The following is a 21205-nucleotide window of genomic DNA, read 5'->3' as shown; positions in this document are numbered from 1 at the left end:
ATTAGTCAAGGATGGGCCAGTGGCCAAAGAACCGATTCTCGACGAGGTGAGTCGCCTCCGGCACTCCAGCCGCGACACCGCCGCCCTGCCCGCCGTGCTGTCCGGCTGGCTGTCGACCGTGCTGCCCGGCGGCGTCGCGCCTCGGGTGACCGTCGAAAGCGGCGTGGACGCCAACGGCATGTCGTCGGAAACCATCATCCTGACCGCCCGATGGGATGAGGACGGCGCGCCGGTTGAGCGGCGCATGGTCGCCCGCGTCGCCCCGACCAGTGCAGACGTCCCCGTTTTCCCGTCGTACCGACTTGACCACCAGTTCGACGTGATCCGGTTGGTCGGCGACAAGACCGAAGTGCCGGTCCCGCGGGTGCGGTGGATGGAGCCGACGGGCACCGTGCTCGGTGCGCCGTTTTTTCTGATGGACTACGTCGAGGGCGTTGTCCCGCCCGACGTGATGCCCTACACGTTCGGCGGCAACTGGTTTTACGACGCGTCACCGGAATCCCAGCGCGCGCTGCAGGACAACACGATCGCCGTGCTGGCGCAGCTGCATTCCATCCCGAACGCCGAATCCGAATTTGCTTTCCTCGGCGACGGTTCGACCGCCGACAGCGCCCTGCACCGGCACTTCCGGTGGGTGCGGTCATGGTATGACTTCGCCGTTCCCGATATCGGTCCATCGCCGCTGCTGGAGCGCGCTTTGGCCGGGCTGGAAGCAAACTGGCCCGACGAGGCGTCGGGCCGGCCGCCGGTGCTGCTGTGGGGCGACGCCCGGATCGGTAACGTGTTGTATCGGGATTTTCGGCCGGTCGCGATCCTGGACTGGGAGATGACCGCGTTGGGGCCGCGCGAGCTCGATGTCGCGTGGCTGATCTTCGCGCACATGGTGTTTCAGGAGCTCGCCGGGCTGGCAAACCTACCGGGATTGACGAATGTGTTGCGAGAGGAAGACGTTCGCGCCACCTACCGCAAGCTGACCGGTGTCGAGCTGGGTGATCTACGCTGGTTCTACGCCTACTGCGGGGTCATGTGGGCGATCGTCTTCATGCGCACCGGCGCCCGGCGGGTGCACTTCGGCGAGATCGAGAAACCCGCCGACCCCGAATCGTTGTTCTACCACAGCGCTTTGCTGAAGCGTCTGATCGGAGAGGATGCATGATGCTTGGACCGGCCGACGAGTTTCCGGTACACCAGATTCCGCAGCCGATCGCCTGGCCCGGCTCCAGCGATCGCAACTTCTATGACCGCTCCTACCTGAACGCCCACGACCGCACCGGGAACATCTTTGTGATCACCGGGATCGGCTACTACCCGAACCTCGGCACCAAAGACGCGTTCGTTCTGATCCGGCGCGGCGACACCCAGACCGCGGTGCATCTGTCGGACGCCATCGACGAGAACCGGCTCAACCAGCATGTCAACGGTTACCGCATCGAGGTGATCGAGCCGCTGCAGAAGCTGCGGGTGATCCTCGAGGAGACCGAGGGCATCGCGGTCGACATGACGTGGGAAGGCTTGTTTCCCGTCGTGCGGGAGCAGCCGCACGTGCTGCGTCGCGGCAACCGAATCACCTTGGACGCCCAGCGCTTTGCCCAAGTCGGCGCCTGGAACGGCGGCATCTCGATCGACGGCGAGGACATCGCGGTCGACCCGTCGAGGTGGATCGGGACCCGGGATCGGTCGTGGGGCATCCGTCCCGTGGGCGAACCGGAGCCGGAAGGGCGGCCCGCCCATCCCCCGTTCGAGGGGATGTGGTGGCTGTACGTGCCGATGGCGTTCGACGAGTTCGCGATCGTGCTGATCATCCAGGAAGAGCCCACCGGCTTCCGGTCGCTCAACGACTGCACCCGGGTGTGGCGCGACGGCACGGTCGAGCAGTTGGGCTGGCCGCAGGTCGACATTCATTACCGATCGGGCACCCGCACACCCCGCGGCGCGACCATCGAAGCCACCGCCCGCGACGGGGCGCCGGTGGTGTTCGAGATCGACTCACTGTTGCCGGTGCCGATTCACGTCGGCGGCGGGTACGGCGGGGATGCGGACTGGCTGCACGGCATGTGGAAGGGCGAGAAGTTCACCGAACGCCGGACCTACGACATGACCGATCCGAGCGTCGTCGGCCGAATGATGTTCGGCGTGGTCGATCATGTCGGCCGCGCCTTCTGCCGCGACGGCAACAGCGAACCGATCGAGGGCTGGGGGCTTTTCGAGCACGGTGCCCTGGGCCGGCACGACCCGTCCGGCTTCTCCGATTGGCTGTCGGTCGCCCCCTAAGCGGGTCGTCGCTGTTCGGGCGCTTCCGATGCGGCGCGGCCGAACACCATCTGCTCCTCGCTCGGGTGGAAGCGCCGTCCGAGTGCATCGCGCAGGAAGTTGTGGCTCACCAGCCACGGCCTGCGGGTGCCGGATTTCGGAGCCACATGCAACCCGCGCAGCACGTAGCCCGATTGCAGGGGGAACGTCGGCTGCTCGGGCATCTCGACATTGCCCCGATGCGGATACGCGTGCGTGTAGCCGCGTGAATTCATGTACTCCAACAGCTTTGCCACAGACTGCGCCGCAAGGTCGGCGCCCAGCGTCCAGGATGCGTTGATGTAGCCGAAGCTCCAGGCCGCGTTCGGGACGTCCTCGAGCATGTGCCGTCGGTACAGGAACCGGTCGTGTGGGTCGACCTTTTCGCCGTCGACGCTGACGGTGATGCCCCCGAGCGCCTGCAGCTGCAGTCCGGTCGCGGTGACGATCACGTCGACGTCGATGTGGCGCCCCGACTCGAGCGCGATGCCGGTGGCGTCCACGTGGTCGACGTGGTCGGTGATGACGTCGACGTCGCCGTCACTGATCGACTTGTACAGGTCGGCCCCGACGATGAAGCACAGTCGCTGATCCCACGGGTTGTACGGCGGATTGAAGTGAGTGTCGATGTCGTAGTCCGCGGGCAGATTGCGCTGCGCGATGCGCCGAAGGAGACGCTTGCTGAGGTTCGGCGCGGTGCGGGCGAGCGTCCACAGGAGTTGTCCGATGATCGCGTTGCGCCACCTGACGATCCAATGAGCCAGTGGCAGCGGCAGCACTTTCCGCAGCGCGTTGGCCGTCGGCTCCACCTTGACCGTGGGGATCATGTACGACGGCGTGCGCTGCAGCATCGTCACGTGGCCGGCCTTTTGGGTCAGCGACGGAATCAGGCTGACCGCCGTCGCGCCGCTGCCGATGACGGCAATCCGCTTGCCGGTGTAGTCGAATGATTCCGGCCAGTGCTGGGGATGAACCACCTCGCCGGCGAAATTCTCGATGCCGGAAAACGTTGGTGTGTACGGGTTGTCGTAGTCGTAGTAGCCGGTGCAGAAGAACAAGAAGCGGCAACGGAATACCCTCTCGGTGCCGTTGTGTTCGGTGACGACCGTCCAGGTGTCGGTGCCGGAGTCCCAATCGGCGGATCGTACGTTGGTGTTCAACCGGATGTGCTCGTCGATGTGATGCTTGCGCGCGGTGTCGGCCAGGTACTGCCAGATGTGGTCGCCGTCGGCGATCATCTCCGGCCGGGTCCACGGCTCCCAGGGAAAGCACAGGGTGTAGATGTCGCTGTCTGACCGCACGCCCGGGTACCGAAACAGATCCCAGGTGCCGCCGAGGCGCTCACGGCGTTCGAGCAGGGCGTAGCTGAGGTGCGGGTTGCGCTCGTGTATGCGGTGTGCGGCGCCGATTCCGGAAATTCCGGCGCCGATGATCAGTACATCGAAATAGTCGACTGCCTCGGTGGCCATGCCGATCACGATAAGCCCGCGTGGCGTGGCCGAACAGAGTGTTGACTGAACCCCATGGATGTGGTCGTTGTCGGCGCCGGGTTCGCGGGCCTTTCCGCGGCTCGCGACCTGGTACGACTCGGGCACGACGTGGCGGTGCTGGAAGGCCGCGACCGGGTCGGCGGCCGCTCGGCCACGGCGACGATCGCCGGTGTTCCCGTCGACCTCGGCGGCACCTTCGTCGGCCCCACCCAGGACGAAGTCCTCAAGCTGGCCGCCGATGTCGGCTGTGACACCACGCCGACGTTCAACGACGGCAGGAACCTGATCCGGTGGCGAGGCCGCGTTCGAGCCTATCGCGGCACGATACCGAGGTTGTCGATCCCCGAACTGCTCGACATCGCCCGGGTGCGTTGGCAGTTCGCCCGCCTCGGCACTCGAGTCCCGGTGCAGAATCCGTGGGCGGCCGAACGCGCTGGACGGCTCGACGCCCAGTCACTCGATGACTGGCTGCAATCGATCCGCGCCTCGTCGTCCACGCGGGATCTGATGGCGATCGTGAGCCGGGTGACGTGGGGTTGCGAGCCCGACGCCGTGTCGATGCTGCACGCGGTGCGGTACGTGAAAGCCGCCGGCGGCCTGGACCGGATGCTCGACACGAACGGCGGCGCGCAACAGGACCGCTTCGGAGGCGGAACTCAGCAGATCGCATTGCGGATGGCGGCCGAGCTCGGCGCGCGAGTGCGGCTGAACGCGCCGGTCCGTCGAATCGACCGACATGAAAACGGCGGCGTGACGGTCAGGTTCGACGGCGGCAGCATCGAGGCGACATTCGTCATCGTCGCGATTGCGCCCGCGCACCGGGGGGCCATCGCGTTCTCCCCCGCGTTGCCGGGGGCGTACGGGCGGCTCGACCGGGAATGGCCACAGGGGTCGCTCAGCAAGGCCTATGCTGCGTACCGCAAGCCGTTCTGGCGCGCGGACGGGCATTCCGGCCAAGCGCTTTCCGACGAAGGACCGGTCTTCATCACGTTCGACGTCAGCCCGAGCGATGACGGACCCGGCATCCTGCTGGGATTCACCGATGCCCGCGTGTTCGACCGGTTGCCGCCGCAGCGGCGGCGAGAACGAGCGTTGTCTTGCTTTGCGGGCATTTTCGGCGATGCCGCACATGATCCGATCGACTACATCGACCACTGCTGGGGCACAGAGCCGTTCGCCGCCGGCGGCCCGACGGCCGCCGTGCCGCCCGGGTCGTGGACCAGGTACGGGCCGTGGCTGAGAAGACCCGTCGGGGCGATCCACTGGGCCGGCACCGAGACCGCCGACGAGTGGACCGGTTTTCTCGACGGCGCCGTGCGGTCGGGTAAGCGCGCCGCCGCCGAGGTGGCCGCGCTGCTCACGGGTTAGGACGTCGCCCGGCCGGACACGGTCACGGAAAGCACCAGTTCACGCAGCAGCCGGTTGACCGCATCGGCCTGCTCGAGCATCGCGCAGTGACCACCGGGCAACTCCACGAACGCCACGAGGTTGGGCGCCGCGTCGGCAATCCGGCGCGATTGGCTGATCGGTGTCAGCCTGTCCTTCTCGCTGCCGATGACGAGTGTGGGCACGGTCAGCGCGGTCAGGCTGAGGTGGTTGCGCCCTAGCGCGCGGGCCAGCATCCGGGCACAGCCGCCGCGACCCGCCGGCGACGTGCCCGAGAACAGCTCGTAGACGAATCTGGCGATGGCGGGGTCGGCGTCGGCGCCCACTGCCATGGCTGCGACCAATTGTCTGCTGGTCCATCGGGCGCCGATCGGCACGGGAAGCGAGCCGAAGGTTCGAATCAGCCCGTGCGCCACGCCAATTCGCACCGCGGCCAGCAGCTGTGGGACCTGCAGCAGGTTGACCTCGCGCAGCAGGTCGCCGGTCAGGGTGTTGATCAGCGCGACGGCATCGGCGCGGCGTGCAACTTGGTCGGAGTAGCGATCGGCCCACGACGTGATCGCGACGCCGCCCATCGAATGGCCGGCGATCACAGCGCGTTCGTGGGGTTTCAGCGTCGCGTCCAGCACCGCGTTCAAATCGGCGGCCAGCAGGTCGAGACTGTATCGCCCGGCAGGCGGCGCGCCGCTGCGCCCGTGGCCGCGGTGGTCGAACGCGATCACCCGGTGATCGGCGGACAGGTCGGCGATCTGGTTCGCCCAGACCCGCACCGCACAGGTGATGCCGTGACACAGCACGACCGGATAGCCGTCCGCGGGGCCGAACACCTGCGTGTGCAAGCGGGTGTCGTCGACCGAGCGCACCATGAGCGTGCGGCCGCGGGGCAAGGCCCCAAGTCGCGCGACGGACCGTCCGGTTCGGCGGGTCCGTCGGCGCGTTGCCGTCGGCTGCATCATTGCAGGTCTCATTTCCGCTCTATTAGCTATTCATACACCCAATTGTCACGACAAAGTGCACAACATGCGGCGCGGCGTCAGTTGTCCTGCAGGATCTGCCGCACAGTTTCGGTGTGTGGCTGCGGAATGCGTGCACCGCGGGTACATCTCATGTCATGGCCCCGATGCCGGAATCCGGCCGCCCGCGCCCGGCGGATCTGCGCCGCTGGCGCCGGCACCTGGCCAATGAGCGCGCCGAGGCGGCCGTTTATCGCGACCTTGCCGAGCGGCGCTCCGGCGAGGAACGCGCCGTACTTCTCGCGCTGGCCGCAGCGGAAAAACGGCACGAACAGCACTGGCTGAACCTGCTCGGCGAGCATGTCGGCACGCCACGGCGTGGCGATCTGCGCACCCGCATTCTCGGGTTTCTGGCCCGCCACTTCGGGTCTGTGTTCGTGCTGGCGCTGGCGCAACGCGCCGAGACCCGCTCGCCGTACGACACCGACATCGACGCCACCGCAACCATGGCCGCCGACGAACGCATTCACGGAGAAGTGGTGCGCGCGCTGGCCAGCCGTGGCCGCGACCGGCTGTCGGGCACGTTCCGCGCCGCGGTGTTCGGCGCCAACGACGGCTTGGTGAGCAACCTCGCCCTGGTGCTTGGCATCGGGGCAGCGGGCGTGTCCAACCACACCGTGCTGGTCACCGGCCTGGCGGGGCTGCTGGCCGGGGCACTGTCGATGGGTGCGGGCGAATACGTCTCGGTGCGGTCGCAGCGGGAGCTGCTCGAGGCCTCGACGCCGGACCCGCAAGCAGGCACCGCCGTGCCGCAACTGGACCTTGACGCCAACGAGCTCGCGTTGGTCTACCGGGCGCGCGGCATCGGTGAGCCGGAGGCCACCGCACGTGCGGCCGAGGTGCTGAGCAACCACGGGCTGGGGCTCGCCGGCCAGGGCGGTGCGGCCGGTACCGACACCCATGCGGCCATCGGCACCGGGCTGCGGGCGGGCGTATCAAGCTTTTGTTTCTTCGCCTCCGGGGCGCTGGTGCCCGTGCTGCCCTACCTGTTCGGTTTGCGGGGCGTGGTCGCGCAGGCGGTAGCGGCCGCACTGGTGGGCGTCGCGTTGTTGACCACCGGGGTGATCGTCGGGCTGCTGTCCGGCGGCCCGCCGCTGCGCCGGGCGCTGCGGCAGCTACTCATCGGCTATGGAGCCGCCGCGGTCACGTACCTGTTGGGCCTGTTGTTCGGGACCGCCGCCGGCTAGCCGACCGGTCTGGCCGCTCGCCCCCCGACGAAGAACGAACCTGCGATCACCACCACGCCGATGACGGCCAGCGGAATCGACCAGGCCCGCCGCGACGACAACGACGACTGGCACTGCGCCACATAGTTCGAATGCGGAATGACCTGGTTGAGGATCGGGACGTTGGCGCCGGTCTGGTCGTCGGCCGCCTTGGCGGCGGACAGGTCGGACGCGATCGCATTTCCGCAGCCGATGCTTTGGCCGTTGGCGCCGGACACCGACACCGGCACGAGCAGGGCGATCACGCCGGCGATCAGCGCTATCGCGCCCACCAGCAGGATCAACCGTCGCAGATTCATGCTCTTCTCCTTTGGGTCGGTGACTCGCGGCGGCTACCGCCGTCGCCCGATAGTCATGCCCACCGGACGGCTCCGAGTAAACCCCCCGATACCGTGATGCAATGCGCGCAGTTCAAGTCAGTCGGCTGGAGGGTCCCGCGGCGGTCGAGGTCGTCGAGATCGACGAGCCCGCCGGTGACGGCGCCGTGGTCATCGATGTGCACGCCGCGGGCGTCGCGTTTCCCGACGCGCTGCTGTCGCGCGGTCTCTACCAGTACAAGCCGCAGCTGCCGTTCGTGCTCGGCGGCGAGGTCGCGGGCGTCGTGCGCAGCGCTCCGGCCGGCGCGCCGGTGCACGAAGGCGATCGGGTCGCCGCGCTGACGATGATCACCGATGGCATGGCCGAAGCCGTTGCGGCAGCACCTGATCGGGTGTTCAAGCTGCCCGACGCGGTGTCGTTCGAGGCGGGCGCCGGCCTGTTGTTCAACGACCTCACCGTGCACCACGCGCTGCGCACACGGGGGCGGCTGCGCGACGGCGAAACCGTGCTCGTGCACGGCGCGGCCGGCGGCGTCGGCACGTCGACGCTGCGGCTGGCACCCGCGTTCGGTGCCGGCCGCACGATCGCGGTGGTCAGCACCGACGACAAAATCGAGGCCGCGAAGGCCGCAGGTGCCACCGATGTGGTGCTGGCCGACGGATTCAAGGATTCGGTGCAGGCGCTGACCGACGGACGCGGTGTGGACATCGTCGTCGACCCGGTCGGCGGTGACCGGTTCACCGATTCGCTGCGGTCGCTGGCGCCCGGTGGGCGGGTGTTGGTGATCGGCTTCACCGGCGGCGAGATTCCCACCGTCAAGGTCAACCGCCTGCTGCTGAACAACGTCGACGTGGTCGGCGTCGGCTGGGGCGCCTGGACCTTGACGCATCCCGGCTACCTCGCCGAACAATGGGCCGACCTCGAACCACTGCTGGCCTCCGGCAAGGTGCCGGCCCCGGAGCCGGTGGTCTATCCGCTCGAGCGCGCGGGCGAGGCGATCGCCTCGCTGGAGGACCGCACCGCCAAGGGCAAGGTCGTGCTCAGGGTGCGATGAGCGCTCCGACGACCGGCAGCACCAGTTTGGACGTCCCGCCCTCGCCGTGGGCAATGACGTGGCTGCAGCGGCGGAGCCGGTCGCCGGTCGCGGGTGGTTCGCCGGTGCCGAGGTTTCGGGCGAAGCGAGGGTGTGAGCCGCCCGCAACGAGCAATCGGATTCGGGAGCCCGCGCGGAATCGGTGCGCGACGGCGTCGAGGGTCATGCGAAGCGGCGAGCCGGGATTGGGCCCCAGCCGGATGAAGCCATCACTGACATTGCGCGACCGGCCCCTATGGTCGACCTCGCTGAGTCGAACGAACACGTCGGCGTGCGGGTTGTCGCTCTGGTGCGCGAGTTCGACGGCCGGTGTGCCGACGACCTCAAGGTCGTCGCTGAGTGCGGGTCCGGTGAAGGTGAGCACGTCGGCCCTGGCGGCCAGCCGGTTGTCGGTGCGATAGCCGCCAACCGGCGACAGCAAGCGCCCACCGACGGTCGGCGTCGGGTCGGCCGGGTCGTAGGTGAACCGTGACGGCGCTGCTCCGGCGGGCGGCGCGGCCTCGCCAAGGGCAGCCCCCGGCTGCAGGTAGAGCGTGGTGGGTTCGGACGCGGGTGGCCAGTCGGGCAAATCGCGCCATCCGCCGCCGCCGGTGACGAAGATCCGGACTGGCTTGCCGCGGACCGGCTTGCCGCGGACCGGCTTGCCGCGGTGACGCGTCGAGCGGTCCGACAAGTGCCTGTCAAACCAGGCCAGCGTCTCGCGGGCCACGATGGGCGCGCCCCGGTTTCCCAGCTGCATGTGGGTCCACGGCCCGATGGTGAGCCCGACGTCGGCGCCTCGACCGCGCAGGCGGCGGTACTGTTCGAGCGTCTGACCCAGGAACATGTCCTGCCAGCCGCTGATCAGCAGCACGGGAACCCGCACCCGGTCCAGCGCCGCCCGCAGCTGGGTCGGCCGCCAGAACTCGGCCGTCAGGTCGTGGTGTTCGACCCATGACTCGTACCAGGGCGCACCCTGGCCGAGCAGTTTCCGGCCGGCGGCCCCGAGCGGCAGCGCGTTCAGCGCCGGCCGGACTCGCCGGTTGCCCGTCAGCGCCATCAGCAGCGGCTTGAGGCCCGCACCGCCCTCCTGATGGGCCACCGAGTCGCACCAGCCGAGCAAATCGCTCAGCGAGAACGCACCGCTGCCCCAGGCGGCCTCGCTGAGGTCGTGCGGTCCGACGGTGATCACCGCGGCGGCCAGTTCCGGCGGCGGATCGACCAGCAGGGCCCACTGCGTGAATCCGAGGTACGAGCTGCCCATGGTGGCGAACCGGCCGGTGAACCAGTTTTGCCGCCGCAGCCACGCCACGGTGTCGGCGCCGTCGTCAACCTCGTGCATGCCCGGCGTGAAGACGTCTCCGGAGCCGAAAGTGCCGCGGGCGCTTTGAAATACGACGTGGTAGCCGCGCTGCGCGTATGGCCTGGCGGACAGGATCGACCTCAACCCGCTGCGGCCGTATGGTCCCCGGATCAGCAAGGTGCCCGCGGGCGAGGTCGTCGCCGGAGCGTAGTGGTCGGCCAGCAGCTCGACGCCGTCGCGCATCGGTATCGGAATGTCGCGCGTCACGGTGTAATCCGTGGTCGCCGGCGGCAAGCCCAGGGCGCGGCTGAGAGCCCGGTCCACCGACCGGGTGAAACGGCCGCGCGGGGAGGGCAGCGCGGCGGACCGTAGCGGCGTGGTTGTCATCACGACACGTTAGCCTTGGCGGCGCGCCGGTGAACAATAACAATGAGGTTATGCAAGGCACTCTGTACTTTGATGGTGAGTGCGGAATGTGCACTCGTTCCCGCAACTTCCTGGTCCGGCTGGACCGGACGGGTCAGTTGCACACCGAGCCGCTGCAGCGGCCAGGCACGGCGGAGCGCCTGGGCATACCGGATTCACGGTTGTTGGAATCCGTGCGTTGGCTCGACTCGTCCGGCCGGGTCTACGCCGGTGCCGAAGCCGCCAATGCCGCATTGTCGGCGGCCCTCGGGACCAGGCTGCCGCTGTTGTTCTACCGCGTTCCGGGTGTGCGGTGGGCACAAGACCGGGTCTACGAATGGGTTGCCACCCATCGGTATCGCTTCCCGGGCACCACACCGTATTGCGTGTCGAATCCTGTCGGCTGCTAACGTCTTTCGGCTGCGCGGGCGTCGCGTTCGGCGGTGACTTCAGGGTCGCCGACATCGGGATTCGCGATAGATTGGCTCCGATAACGCGGGCTCGCCGCGGGAAGGACGCGAGCCCCAGCCCTGGGGGCGAGGGTGAGGGACGGGGATTGGTAACCACCGGAACCAGCGCATGCCCGCGATGACGCGTGCGGCTTCGACCGGCGTCGGGCTGTATTTCGGCTTGATTCAGCTCTGCTTCACGCTGAGCTGGGTCGTCTACGTGATTTACCTGCCCAAGCTTGCCGCGCACGCGGGGATCGACCCGCGCGTGGTTCCGTGGCTACTGGCGCTCGATCAGGCAATCTTTGCGCTGTGCGACTGGGCGACCGGCGTAGCCGCGGACCGCGTCGCGCAGATTGTTGGCCGGCTCGGCAAGATCGTCGCGGCGGTCACAGCACTTTCGGCCCTGGCCTACCTACTCCTGCCTTATGCGACGGGATTCGGTGCCGCGCCATTCCTGGCACTGATCATCGTTTGGTTGATCACCTCGTCGGCATTGCGGGCACCGCTTCTGGTGCTGCTCGGACGCTACACGCCACCGGATCGGCAGCCCTGGGTCGGATCGCTGTTCCTGCTCGGCATCGGCATCGCCAGCGCGCTTGCGCCGTTTCTAGGCGGTTGGATCGCCACGTATGACCCGCGCATCCTGTTTGCCGCATCGGCCGTTTCGGTTGCGGTGGTGACCTTGTCGATCGTCTGGGCGGAAAAAAATCTCGTCCGGTCTGCGCCGGTCGAGGAACATGTGGCCGGCCGTTTCCGGCCTGCCACCTTGTTACGGTTCCTCGCTGCGATTTTGTTGTTGGCCATTGGGTTCCAGGTGCATTTCTTCATCAATACAGAGCGGCTTTTCCTCAAATTCGTGCCGCCGACCGACCTCGAGCACCTGCTTCCGATCTTCTGGATCGGGTTCAGCCTGCTGATGCTGCCGGCATCGTTGCTAACGGAGCGTTTCGGCGGCATATTCGTCATGGCGCTGGGAGCGCTGGTCGCCGGTGTGTCGACCTGGGCCGCGGCTCAGGCCACGGGCGTGGTTTGGCTCGGCGTTGCGCAGTTCATTTCCGGCGGCGCATGGGGCTGCATAATGATGAGCGGGGTGGCGGCGGCCCTTGCCATCGGCCGCACCGGCAGTGAGGGCAAGGCCACGGGGGCGATGTTCTCGGTCATGGCAGTGGCGGCGATGGCGCGCATTGTGCTGGTCGCGGGCCACTTCGTGCAGCATTCCGCGCTGGCCACGTCCTTGCCCTGGGTGCCGACCTTCGCCTGGCTTGGAGCCGGCCTGATGTTGGTGCTGGTCGTACGACGGTCGGAGCTACCAGCGCAACCGATCCCGGGCTGAGGAACCAGTGGGACGCCGGGCATAAATGGGCGGCCGAGGAGATGGCGCTTCGGCGCTATGTCAGTTCAGAGTCAGTTCAGAGTCAGTTCAGGGTCAGTTCAGAGCAAATCGCTTGACTCTGATGGTCTTTCGCAGCACATATCTATGCCGTGACCACACCGCCACATACAACGCCAGCTCCTTGCGCACGGCCTGCACCACGTCTCGACGATTGATGTTCACGTCCTCATACTCTCGCAGGGCGGCCCGCTCTTCGTCGGTCAAATTGTGGAACCACTTCTGGAGCGGGTCTGGCAGAAGGCCGGCCTCACCTTCCATATCCCTTGTCCACCCGATCAATTGGGCGGACTTCTGGTACATGTACGCGATCGCGAAATGGGCGGTCTCAAATTTAGGAGGAAGCAGATATGCAGGCCCGCACTCCCAGCGTGACGGCGCCCGAAGTGACGGGCCTGCATCATCTGTCGTTGACGGTCACCGACCTTGACGCCAGCCTGGATTGGTATCGGAAGGTGTTTGGCGCGGATCACAACGACACCCAGTTTCCGCACTATGACCGTGAGGACACCGGTTACGGCGTCCTGGTGACCGAGCCGCGCTCCGGACTGGTGTTCGGGCTGCACACGAACGTCAGCAACGAGGGAGAGCCGTTCTCCGCACCGGGTTGGATCATGTGTCGTTGAAGGTGGCCTCGCGCTCGGATCTGGAAGCGTGGACATCATGGCTCGACGAACTGGGCGTCGCGCACACCGGGATCAGGGATCCCAAGGAGCCCTTCGTGTACTCGACGGTGGTGTTCCGCGACCCCGATGATATTCAGCTCGAACTATTTGCTCTGGGCTGACCCGGGCTCGGTACCGCGCGCACAAGGCACGGTGGCTGCCCACCGCGGCAGCCCTCGTGTTGGAAGCGGCTCGGGCTCCTACCCTACGGGCGGTACATTGTGCCGGTGCCCTCGGCGCGCGCGGATACGGGCGATTTGCAGTTCGGCGGGGGTAAGCGGGGTGTCCCACGGCTCCCACTTCAGGTAGACGAACTGTCCGTTGTCGGGCCAGGTCCACGTGAACTGGCCGTTGGCGTAGAGGAAGTTGCCGGCGCCCCAATATATGTAGTTGTCCGCGCTGTTGTCTGCGGTGAGCGTGATGAGCGTCCAGGTGTGCGACTGGCCCCAGAATTGCCAGAATTCCCCGCAGTCGTCGGGTGGGCCGCCAACCAGGCTGAAGTCTAAGAAGTAATAGACACAATTCGTCGAGCTTCCGATCGTGTTGCCGGTGCTGTCGAACTGCATTGCATTCCAGCCGACGCCGGCCTGGGAGGTATTGTCGTCCACCAGCTGTTGCGGGCGCCAGAAGAAGTTGGCGCCTTCAATGGTGGCCGGCTGTGCGAACGCCAAGGTGCCGGCCTGACGGGCCGATTGGATCACACCCGGCACGGTGGCCTGCCCGGCGATGGTGCCGTAGCCCTGCAGGATTCCGCCCGGCTGGGCGGTCGTTTGCCCGATTGCGGCGATTGTCACGTCGCCCTGCACCGTGCCGCCAGCGAGGTTCAGCGTGCCCGATTGATTCACCGTGATCGCGCCGGCGAGGCCGACCACCTCGGCCGTCGCCCCGCTGTTCACCATGATCTCGGCGTTGCCGGTAGCTGACCCGGCGGCGTCACACAACAGAATGCCCGAGTTGACGTTGACGGTGCCCTTGAGGCTGTTGTCGGCGGTCAAGCACAGCGTTCCCGGACCGAAAACGGTCAGACCCGCATCGGCCTGGATGCGACCCTTGATCACCCCAGCTGCGTTGCTGGTGTAGATAACGCCTTCGGCGTCACCGAAATTCAGTGCGGCACTGATCGTGCCGCCATTGAGGATTACTCCAGCGGTGTTCGTGTCGTTCTGGGCGAGCACGGTGATGCTGGCACCGCCGCTGCCGGCCACTTCGCCCTCGAGATCGACCTGCAGCGCGGCCACCGCCACGTTGGTGCCCTCGTCGATGGTTTGCGGGTTGACCACCTGGTAGACCCAGTCGCTCTGCGCGTCGTTGATTTGGAATGTGGCAGATGAGTTGGTGCCCGCGGGCACGAAACGGTTTGCGTAACTCAAGAAGGCGCCGGTGCAAAGTGTGTCGTTGTCCTGGCCCACGAGATACGGATCGACCATCCCGTTGTTGACCGGTGGCGGATTTGCCGCGGTGACGTTCTGAGTGTCGCCAAGTCTCGCTAGTCCGCCGCCGGGCGCCAAGACCAACGTGCCGCCGGGCTGGCGGGAGACGCTCGGCACCTCTTCGACGGCGGCGATTTGCACGTCGAAGTTCACATCGAAGTTGTCGTCATCGTCAATCAGCTGTAACACGCCTCCGCCAGCGTCAACCACGATGGTGGCCAAGTCGCCGCCTTGAAGGCTGCCCCCGATGGTGACAGACACGATGCCGGGATCGGGCTCGTATGGTCCCAACCACAACTCGCCGCCGCCCGACAGGACTATCGCGCCGGTGCCGAACGGTGAGCCCGTGGTCTGGCTGCTCGCGAAGACCCCGCCAATGACCGCATGATCGCCGGTCAACGCATTGTGGTTGGTGAGCTCGAGGGTGCCGGCGCCGACCTTGCGGAAACCGCCGGTGCCGCCCAGCGGGGCAAGCACGGTGAGTATGCCGCCGTTGGTGTTGATGGTCTTCTGGGCGGAGAAGCTCCAGAGCTGCGGCTCGCATCCGCTGGAGGGCAGCGCGTCGGCCGAAATGATGAAGGCTTCTGCGCTGTTGAGAATCGCCGAATACCCTTGCCCGAGAAACCCGGCACCGGTTTCGATCTGCAGGTAGTCCTGCGATGGCCCGGTGAGGTACTGGATGGTCTCTCCCGACGGCATCGGGCCGGCGGGCACGATCTGGGGGTTACAGTCCGGCTCGTTGCTGACATTCTCCAGCGTGTACGGAGCGGAATTGTTGAGGGTGATGGTGCCTGCTGGCTGCGACTCACCGATGGCTAGCGGCACCAGGTAGTGGCCGCCCTCGGCGCACAGATCGTAACCGCACGGTGGATCGCATCGGCCCTGGGGCAGATACCAGCCCACCACAAAGTTCGCCAGCACAATCTCGTCCGGGTTGAGTGCCGTGTTGGCAAAGAGGTGGGCACGCAGCCAACCGAGGCTGGGCTGAGACGTGGATTCGTACCTGAACAGACCCGAAACTCCACACGCCGCCAGGTATTCGTGCATACCGTGGGGGTCCCCGGGCCAATGGGTGCCGCCGGTCACCGAGGTCTGCATCAGGCCGGCGATGACCTTCTCCAGATTGGCCGCCGCCAAATCGTCGGGTCCGTTGTAGGTTGGCGGCGCCAGCTGCGTGAAACCGTTACTCGACAGCCAATACAGCCCCATCAGCATCGATGTCGGCCCGCAATAGGCCAGGCCGTCGCCGGGTATGTATTGCCCGTACGGTCCGAAGTTGAACTGCACGATCGACGGCGTATATTTCACCGGATCGTTCCACTGGCTGACTCCGACATCGGTCATCGCCATCGATATGTCTCCCTTCCGCTTGCTCGCTCACATACGGGTGCGAGCGTATCGCCGGGCCGGCCAATTCGGGCGATATCGCCACAATCCCAGCAGAATTGAAAAACCCAATTTCGGGGTTCAATAGCCGGTACAAAAACCTGTTCTTGATCGGCCGGCTCTTCGGCGGTCGCGACCTCGGCTGTGCCTTACATTCGGACCGCACATGGTGTCGAAAATGTGGCTCACTGGCGTCATGCGACCTCAACTTGCCTCACAACGTGTGCCGCGCTCAGCGAGGTAAACGCCTGGCGAACAACGTTATTGGCATATATGAACTTGCTGCAACCGCCCGGCCCCAACGCCGGTCCGGGCTCCGGAAATAGCCAGCAGGCTGCACAATTGCGAGCATGAAATTTCGGCGCGTTGGCTTGCCGGGAAACCTAATACCAACAAATTAACGACAGCACAAATAACTGCGTCCTGGCCGCGCCGTGGGCGGCTCCGGCACAAAGTATCCGTCGCCTGCTAAAGAGACGGTTCGCCAGCAAATTCTGAGACAGGCATCGGCCCTTAGGCGGCCTGTGGCGCGCGAACATTCACCGGGATCTTGCGGGCTCCATCGCGCCGCATTATGAATGCCGACACGATTTCGAAGACCCCGCCGACCACCAGCCAGACCCCCACGACGATGGCCAACATGATGATCGACGGGAACGGTGTGGCCAGTACGACGATGCCTGCTAGCAGGCTGATGACCCCGAAGAAGATCTGCCAGCCGCGCCCCGGCAGGGCGCGGTCGCTGATGGCCGCGACCGAGGTGGCAACGCCTCGCAAGATGAAGCCAATACCGATCCAAATGGCCAGCAGTAGAACGGCGAAGGCATCGCCGAAATGCCGGAAGGCCAGCACAGCGAGAATCAGCGACGCGGCGCCGCTGATGAACAGCAGGATCCGACTGGCGGCGGATACGTCGAGGGTCAACGCGAAGAAGACTTGCGCGCCGCCGATCACAAGCAGGTAGACGCCGAACAAGACCGCAGCGACCAGGATTGATATGCCAGGCCAAGCCAGAATCAGTACGCCGAGGATGACGGCCAGGAGCCCCGCGGCCATTGCCGCCTTCCACATGTGCGGCAACAGTCTTGACGGCTCAACGGTGGTGGTGTCTGCGTGCTCCCGGTAGGTCACTTGAAACCTCTTTCATCGTCTGAGTAGCCAGGCGTCAGCACTTGTCCGCGGCGGCGACCACTGGACACGGTTGCGAAGCACCGGTAACAGCGTCATCCGTCACGGTCAAGCACTCGAGTACCGAGTCTTGTTGTCTGCCTCTGCTATCGGATGCGCCTGTCGCAACGAAAAACTCAAGTCTCGTTCGTGCTATCAGGACCAAAACCGACCGAGCGCCCACCCGCTGGCGCCCCGGCACTGAATTGACAACCGCCGACGAACGGGGGTTACTGCGGTTGGAGTCTGGCGGCGATCTGGTTGGCAATTTTGACGGCCGAGTCCGCGGGGTTGGCGCTGCATGTGTTGACGTCGATGATGACGTTGTTTCTTGCCGCCAGCGCCCGTCCACAGGCCCAGCCAGGGGCCTTGGCGTTCTGTTGAGTGGCGGTGGTGCTCAGTACGCCGTTCGTGTTGGATATCGGCGCCACGGACCACAGCGACCCGGACTGGGTGTGGGTGTACTGGTGGCAGGCCGGCCACTGCTGGGCGGAGGCGGCGAAGAACGCGTCGGCTTCTTTGGCGGAGGGAAATAACACCACGGCCTGCTGGACATAATGAGTGAAGTTGTCGCCGTCCTGAAGTGTCTGGTCGCGCTCGGCGGTGAAACCGCTGCCGGCATAGACCTGGGCCTGCGCCGAGCCGTCGATGGCCAGGCACTCCTTGGGCTCCATCGTGGCGCTGTCGTCAGACATTTCGACGTGCGTCTTTGTCACCGCCATTTCGGTTGCCCCCATGGCTGCGTTGGCGTCGTCGGGGCCGAGCAGTGCCGCAGGCAGTGCGGCGTTCGCAAGTGGAGGTGCGGTGGTCGATGTGGCTGTCGATCTGGTGGTCGACGTTTTGGCGCCGTGGCCCTTGCCGTGGCCGCAGCCGGCGACGAGAAGGCAGATGCCGACAACGGCGAGCGCGGCCGTTGCATTGCGCAATTTGTCCATCCCATCCCCGTAACCCCAACCGATCAGCGCGGCACGACACCCCTACAGCGTTGCCGGTCAGAAATCGCGTGCGAAGAGCCTACCGTGACCTCGGGTGGGTACTGCCAGGAAATCGCTGAATTCCCGACTGCGGTAGGTGATCTCGAATAACGCCCGAAGAGTTTGCTGGCCGATGCCGAGCGCGGTGCGGAAACCGGTGATACCCGCCAATTCCTGCCTATTCCAGGTCATTCGCGGTGAATAAGCGGCAAGCCGATCCCGACCGTTTCGCTGCTTACCCGTTAGCTCCGCCGTCGCTGGGCGTCTCGGGCCAGTTTGGCGGCGGGGCGGCGTGGTTGGATCGGTGTCGATGGCCACCGTCGCGTTCCTGTCCACAGCGCCGGCGGCGCGTCGAGTTGCCGGGCGAGCAGCAGCGCGGCCGTGTCGTAGTTGGCGCGCCAGCCACGAAAGTGCGGCCAAGCTTGCTCATCAGCCTCTTCGATCGGGTAGCCGAGTTCGCGCAGCGTTGCGGTTGCCGCTCGGAAGTCGTCGAACGACACTGAGATCGGCCGGTCCGGGTCTGGCTCGTCGGGCACCGGCAGCCGCATGGCTCTTGCTATCTGTTCCAGCGCCCCGAAGCCCATCCGAAGCGACAGCCGCGCGGCGAGCTTGGGTTCTCGCGACGGTGACAGCGCCAGATGCAGGGCGGCCGCATCCATCACCGCGATCAGCGAGGTCAGCCAGTGCGACATCGGCCGCGGTGAGCGCAGCCTGGCCAATGTCAGGTAGGTGGTGTGCGATTCGGCAACCTCCGCGGCCCACCGCCCCCATCCGGTGAACAGCTCCTCGAGAACAGGGCCGCTGTCGGCGTCATCGATCCCCCAACGGGTCCGCGCCAGAATCTCCGGTCCCCACGCTGGGACGCCGGCGCGCGAGCCAAGCAGGCTGACTTCGGTTTCACGCCGGTTGAAAGCGGCGTAGAGGGTAGGGAGGTAGCCGACCTGCAAGCCAACGACCACCAGCCCGGTGAACGCGGCCAAGTATTCGAGCGCGGTGCTGCCGGTACCGGCCGGGGCGGCGTAACCGAGGGTGAACATCGACGATCCGGCCGCGGAAAATGCCGGTCCTACCCGACCGTTCAGGCTCGGCAACAGCAGGAGCGCGAAACCGGCAACGAGCAAACCGAGCCACACCGCAAGCCGTACCAACAACGACAGGGGCGACTGCCAGGCGAGGATGCGGTCACGACGCTGGAAGGTTCGAACACGCCTGGACAACTGGAGGAATCCGGCGTCCAGAGCCCGGTCGACGGTCCGCGAGATCCGGGAGTTGATACCGCGCGGCACCACAAGGGTGCCCACGACACTCGACAAGGTGCCCATCACGACGAACAACCCCGCAGCGAAGCCCAGCCATGCACCGACCATCAGAGCACTCAAGCGAAACAGAATCTGGAGGTAACCGCAAACATTGGCGGCTATCTGTCTGTGGCGCGGTTGTCTGGACTTGATCGCGCCTGGAAGGCTGGCGCGGTGGACATCTTTGCGGAGTGGCAGCGCGACGGGACAGAATTTCGTTGGCGGTCGGCGACTGCCGCGAACGGTGGAGCGGAGGTAACGGTATTCAGCCGCCGCTGCGGCACGCCGGAGGCACCCGCACTGGTGTGTGTTCACGGCTTCCCGACATCGAGCATCGACTATTTCGCGCTGACGCGTGAACTGAGCTCCGAGTTCGACATATTTCTGTTGGACTTCCCGGGCTATGGGCTGTCTGACAAGCCGCCCGCGCCGTATGTCTATTCGTTGTACGACGACGCACGTCTGCTCGTGCACGCGATCACCCAGGTATGGAAGCTGACGGAATACCGCATGCTCACCCATGATCGCGGCAGCAGCGTCGGCATGATCGCACTGGCGGCGTTGGCGACCGAAAATTCCCTGGCAGCACCGGTTGACGTGATTCTGACAAACGCCAACATCTACCTTCGGCTCGCGAACCTCACCGTGTTCCAAACCGCCCTGTTGGACGGTGCAACGGGGCGAAGCACGGCGTCAGCCACGACTCCGGAGACCTTGGCGGCCGGCCTGGGAGCGAGCACGTTCATGCCGCGGCGAACACTCGCCGACCCGGAGATTGCAGCGCTGGCGAAATGCTTCGCCCACAACGACGGAATCCGGGTGCTGCCGGATACGATTCAGTATCTGCACGAGCGCGCTGCAGACGAAACGAACTGGCTTGAAGCACTTTCCAAGAGCGAAATCAACACAACTCTGGTTTGGGGCCTGCACGACAACGTTTCGCCGGTTCGAGTCGCCAACCACGTGTGGCAGGCGTTTATCAGGGACAAGCCCGGTCGAAACCGCTACTGGATCGTGCCGGGCGCCGATCACTATCTCCAATGTGATGCCCCGGCGCAGTTGGCGCAGATTGTTCGCCTCACGGCCGAAGGTACGGACATCGCGCTGCAGACTCTTGGAGATCGACCCGACGGCGCGGTCCTCGTCGATCAAAGCGTCCACGGGAAGTGATCCGGCGCGGTGGCCATAGTCACGGCGCGGATAGCACGGCGGCGAGTTGGTCACAAGTCTGCGCCCAGCCGGTCTGGTGTTCGTCCACCTCGTCACGCGGCAGCAGGGAATGCTCGATTGCCATCAACGTCTTATCGGAATCGACCGGCTCGAAGGCGACGGCGACGACACTGTCAACCGTTGGGTCGGGCCAGGTCGACAAGCGCCAGGTAAAGCGCAACCGATGCGGGCGCTCGATTTCCAGGAAGCGCCCGGTCATTTGAACCGGGGTGCCGGAATCGTCGATGTCGAAGCGCAATTCTCCACCGACGCGGGCGTCGAGCGTGACGGCGACACACCGGACCGGGCGCGGACACATCCACTCCGTCAACGATTCCGGATCGAGCCACTGATCGAACACAACATCCGGCGGAGCGGGCATGATCCGGCGCACACGGGCAACCGGCGCATCGTTCATCGGTTACGCCGTTTCCGGGCCAATCTTGCCGACAACGCGTCTGCACGGCGAGACCAGAACGCTGTCTGCTCGTTGATCCACTGTTGGGCCATGGTCAACCCGCCCGGCTGCAGTGAAAGCCAGTGCTCTCGGCCACGGACCTCGCGACGGACGAGCCCGGCCGACTCCAAGACGCCGACGTGTCGCGATACACCGGCGAACGTCATCGGCAAGGGCGCGGCCAAGTCGGTGATGCGGGCGTCGCCTTCGCGCAGTGCCTCCAACAACCGGCGGCGGGTCGGGTCAGCCAGCGCCGCGTAGGCCCGATCCAACAG

21 protein-coding genes are annotated in these 21205 nt (G+C 65.9%); 10 read left to right on the top strand and 11 right to left on the bottom strand.

What is annotated here, in order from left to right; translation table 11 throughout:
• The first annotated feature begins 19 nt into the window (after window positions 1-19).
• Window positions 20-1156, top strand: coding sequence for a phosphotransferase family protein (locus VE759_RS11670; RefSeq protein ID WP_324932071.1), 1137 nt, complete (start codon window positions 20-22; stop codon window positions 1154-1156).
• Entirely contained in the window at window positions 1156-2271 is a 1116-nt protein-coding gene (locus VE759_RS11665) for a hypothetical protein (protein ID WP_324932143.1), read from the top strand. The genes VE759_RS11670 and VE759_RS11665 overlap by 1 nt, the downstream gene beginning before the upstream one ends.
• Here the strand turns inward: VE759_RS11665 and VE759_RS11660 are convergent.
• A complete protein-coding gene (locus tag VE759_RS11660) occupies window positions 2268-3758 on the bottom strand; it encodes an NAD(P)/FAD-dependent oxidoreductase (RefSeq protein ID WP_324932068.1) in 1491 nt (496 codons plus the stop codon). The two genes, VE759_RS11665 and VE759_RS11660, sit on opposite strands and share 4 nt — an antisense overlap.
• 54 nt (window positions 3759-3812) lie before the next feature.
• On the opposite strand from VE759_RS11660, the gene VE759_RS11655 reads away from it, so the two are divergent.
• Entirely contained in the window at window positions 3813-5147 is a 1335-nt protein-coding gene (locus VE759_RS11655; protein ID WP_324932065.1) for a flavin monoamine oxidase family protein, read from the top strand.
• On the opposite strand, the gene VE759_RS11650 is transcribed toward VE759_RS11655, so the two are convergent.
• The gene (locus VE759_RS11650) at window positions 5144-6031 is read right to left on the bottom strand and encodes an alpha/beta hydrolase (RefSeq protein ID WP_324932140.1); all 888 of its coding nucleotides are present in this window, start codon (window positions 6029-6031) and stop codon (window positions 5144-5146) included. The two genes, VE759_RS11655 and VE759_RS11650, sit on opposite strands and share 4 nt — an antisense overlap.
• A gap of 254 nt (window positions 6032-6285) precedes the next feature.
• Between VE759_RS11650 and VE759_RS11645 the strand changes: the two genes are divergently transcribed.
• Window positions 6286-7365, top strand: a complete 1080-nt coding sequence (locus tag VE759_RS11645) for a VIT1/CCC1 family protein (RefSeq protein ID WP_324932138.1) — start codon at window positions 6286-6288, stop codon at window positions 7363-7365.
• Here the strand turns inward: VE759_RS11645 and VE759_RS11640 are convergent.
• Entirely contained in the window at window positions 7362-7703 is a 342-nt protein-coding gene (locus VE759_RS11640; protein ID WP_324932062.1) for an aminopeptidase, read from the bottom strand. The genes VE759_RS11645 and VE759_RS11640 overlap by 4 nt on opposite strands.
• Before the next feature lie 101 nt (window positions 7704-7804).
• On the opposite strand from VE759_RS11640, the gene VE759_RS11635 reads away from it, so the two are divergent.
• Complete coding sequence (locus VE759_RS11635) at window positions 7805-8776, top strand: NADPH:quinone oxidoreductase family protein (protein WP_324932059.1); 972 nt, start codon at window positions 7805-7807, stop codon at window positions 8774-8776.
• On the opposite strand, the gene VE759_RS11630 is transcribed toward VE759_RS11635, so the two are convergent.
• Window positions 8763-10484, bottom strand: a complete 1722-nt coding sequence (locus VE759_RS11630) for a CocE/NonD family hydrolase (RefSeq protein WP_324932056.1) — start codon at window positions 10482-10484, stop codon at window positions 8763-8765. The genes VE759_RS11635 and VE759_RS11630 overlap by 14 nt on opposite strands.
• A 50-nt stretch (window positions 10485-10534) precedes the next feature.
• Here VE759_RS11630 and VE759_RS11625 point away from each other — a divergent pair, with 50 nt between their 5' ends.
• A complete protein-coding gene (locus VE759_RS11625; RefSeq protein WP_324932052.1) occupies window positions 10535-10912 on the top strand; it encodes a DUF393 domain-containing protein in 378 nt (125 codons plus the stop codon).
• A 178-nt stretch (window positions 10913-11090) separates the two neighbouring features.
• Window positions 11091-12287, top strand: a complete 1197-nt coding sequence (locus VE759_RS11620) for an MFS transporter (RefSeq protein WP_324932050.1) — start codon at window positions 11091-11093, stop codon at window positions 12285-12287.
• 93 nt (window positions 12288-12380) lie between these two features.
• On the opposite strand, the gene VE759_RS11615 is transcribed toward VE759_RS11620, so the two are convergent.
• Complete coding sequence (locus tag VE759_RS11615; RefSeq protein ID WP_324932041.1) at window positions 12381-12509, bottom strand: hypothetical protein; 129 nt, start codon at window positions 12507-12509, stop codon at window positions 12381-12383.
• A 185-nt stretch (window positions 12510-12694) separates the two neighbouring features.
• Here VE759_RS11615 and VE759_RS11610 point away from each other — a divergent pair, with 185 nt between their 5' ends.
• Window positions 12695-12970 (top strand): VOC family protein, encoded by a 276-nt coding sequence (locus VE759_RS11610; protein ID WP_324932039.1) that lies wholly within the window; start codon window positions 12695-12697, stop codon window positions 12968-12970.
• Complete coding sequence (locus tag VE759_RS11605) at window positions 12967-13131, top strand: hypothetical protein (protein ID WP_324932036.1); 165 nt, start codon at window positions 12967-12969, stop codon at window positions 13129-13131. The genes VE759_RS11610 and VE759_RS11605 overlap by 4 nt, the downstream gene beginning before the upstream one ends.
• A gap of 78 nt (window positions 13132-13209) precedes the next feature.
• Here the strand turns inward: VE759_RS11605 and VE759_RS11600 are convergent, their stop codons facing one another.
• The 4 genes from VE759_RS11600 to VE759_RS11585 form a co-directional block, all read right to left on the bottom strand.
• Window positions 13210-15789, bottom strand: coding sequence for a hypothetical protein (locus VE759_RS11600; protein ID WP_324932033.1), 2580 nt, complete (start codon window positions 15787-15789; stop codon window positions 13210-13212).
• A gap of 549 nt (window positions 15790-16338) precedes the next feature.
• The gene (locus VE759_RS11595) at window positions 16339-16896 is read right to left on the bottom strand and encodes an HdeD family acid-resistance protein (RefSeq protein WP_324932135.1); all 558 of its coding nucleotides are present in this window, start codon (window positions 16894-16896) and stop codon (window positions 16339-16341) included.
• 326 nt (window positions 16897-17222) lie between these two features.
• Entirely contained in the window at window positions 17223-17918 is a 696-nt protein-coding gene (locus tag VE759_RS11590) for a sensor domain-containing protein (protein ID WP_324932132.1), read from the bottom strand.
• 290 nt (window positions 17919-18208) lie between these two features.
• Entirely contained in the window at window positions 18209-19345 is a 1137-nt protein-coding gene (locus tag VE759_RS11585; protein WP_324932030.1) for a hypothetical protein, read from the bottom strand.
• A 93-nt stretch (window positions 19346-19438) separates the two neighbouring features.
• On the opposite strand from VE759_RS11585, the gene VE759_RS11580 reads away from it, so the two are divergent.
• Window positions 19439-20434: an alpha/beta fold hydrolase gene (locus tag VE759_RS11580; RefSeq protein ID WP_324932027.1), complete on the top strand. Its 996-nt coding sequence runs from the start codon at window positions 19439-19441 to the stop codon at window positions 20432-20434.
• Window positions 20435-20453: 19 nt separating this feature from the next.
• On the opposite strand, the gene VE759_RS11575 is transcribed toward VE759_RS11580, so the two are convergent.
• Together VE759_RS11575 and VE759_RS11570 are read right to left on the bottom strand one after the other, a co-directional pair.
• Entirely contained in the window at window positions 20454-20891 is a 438-nt protein-coding gene (locus VE759_RS11575; RefSeq protein WP_324932024.1) for an SRPBCC family protein, read from the bottom strand.
• On the bottom strand, window positions 20888-21205 hold a 318-nt coding region (locus VE759_RS11570), incomplete at its 5' end, for a metalloregulator ArsR/SmtB family transcription factor (RefSeq protein ID WP_324932021.1). The genes VE759_RS11575 and VE759_RS11570, both read right to left, overlap by 4 nt.

Origin of the sequence: Mycobacterium sp. (assembly GCF_035640695.1) — a bacterium.
Taxonomy (GTDB): Bacteria; Actinomycetota; Actinomycetes; order Mycobacteriales; family Mycobacteriaceae; genus Mycobacterium.
The sequence above is the reverse complement of the archived record's forward strand: the minus strand, read 5'-3'. Positions and strand labels throughout refer to the sequence as shown.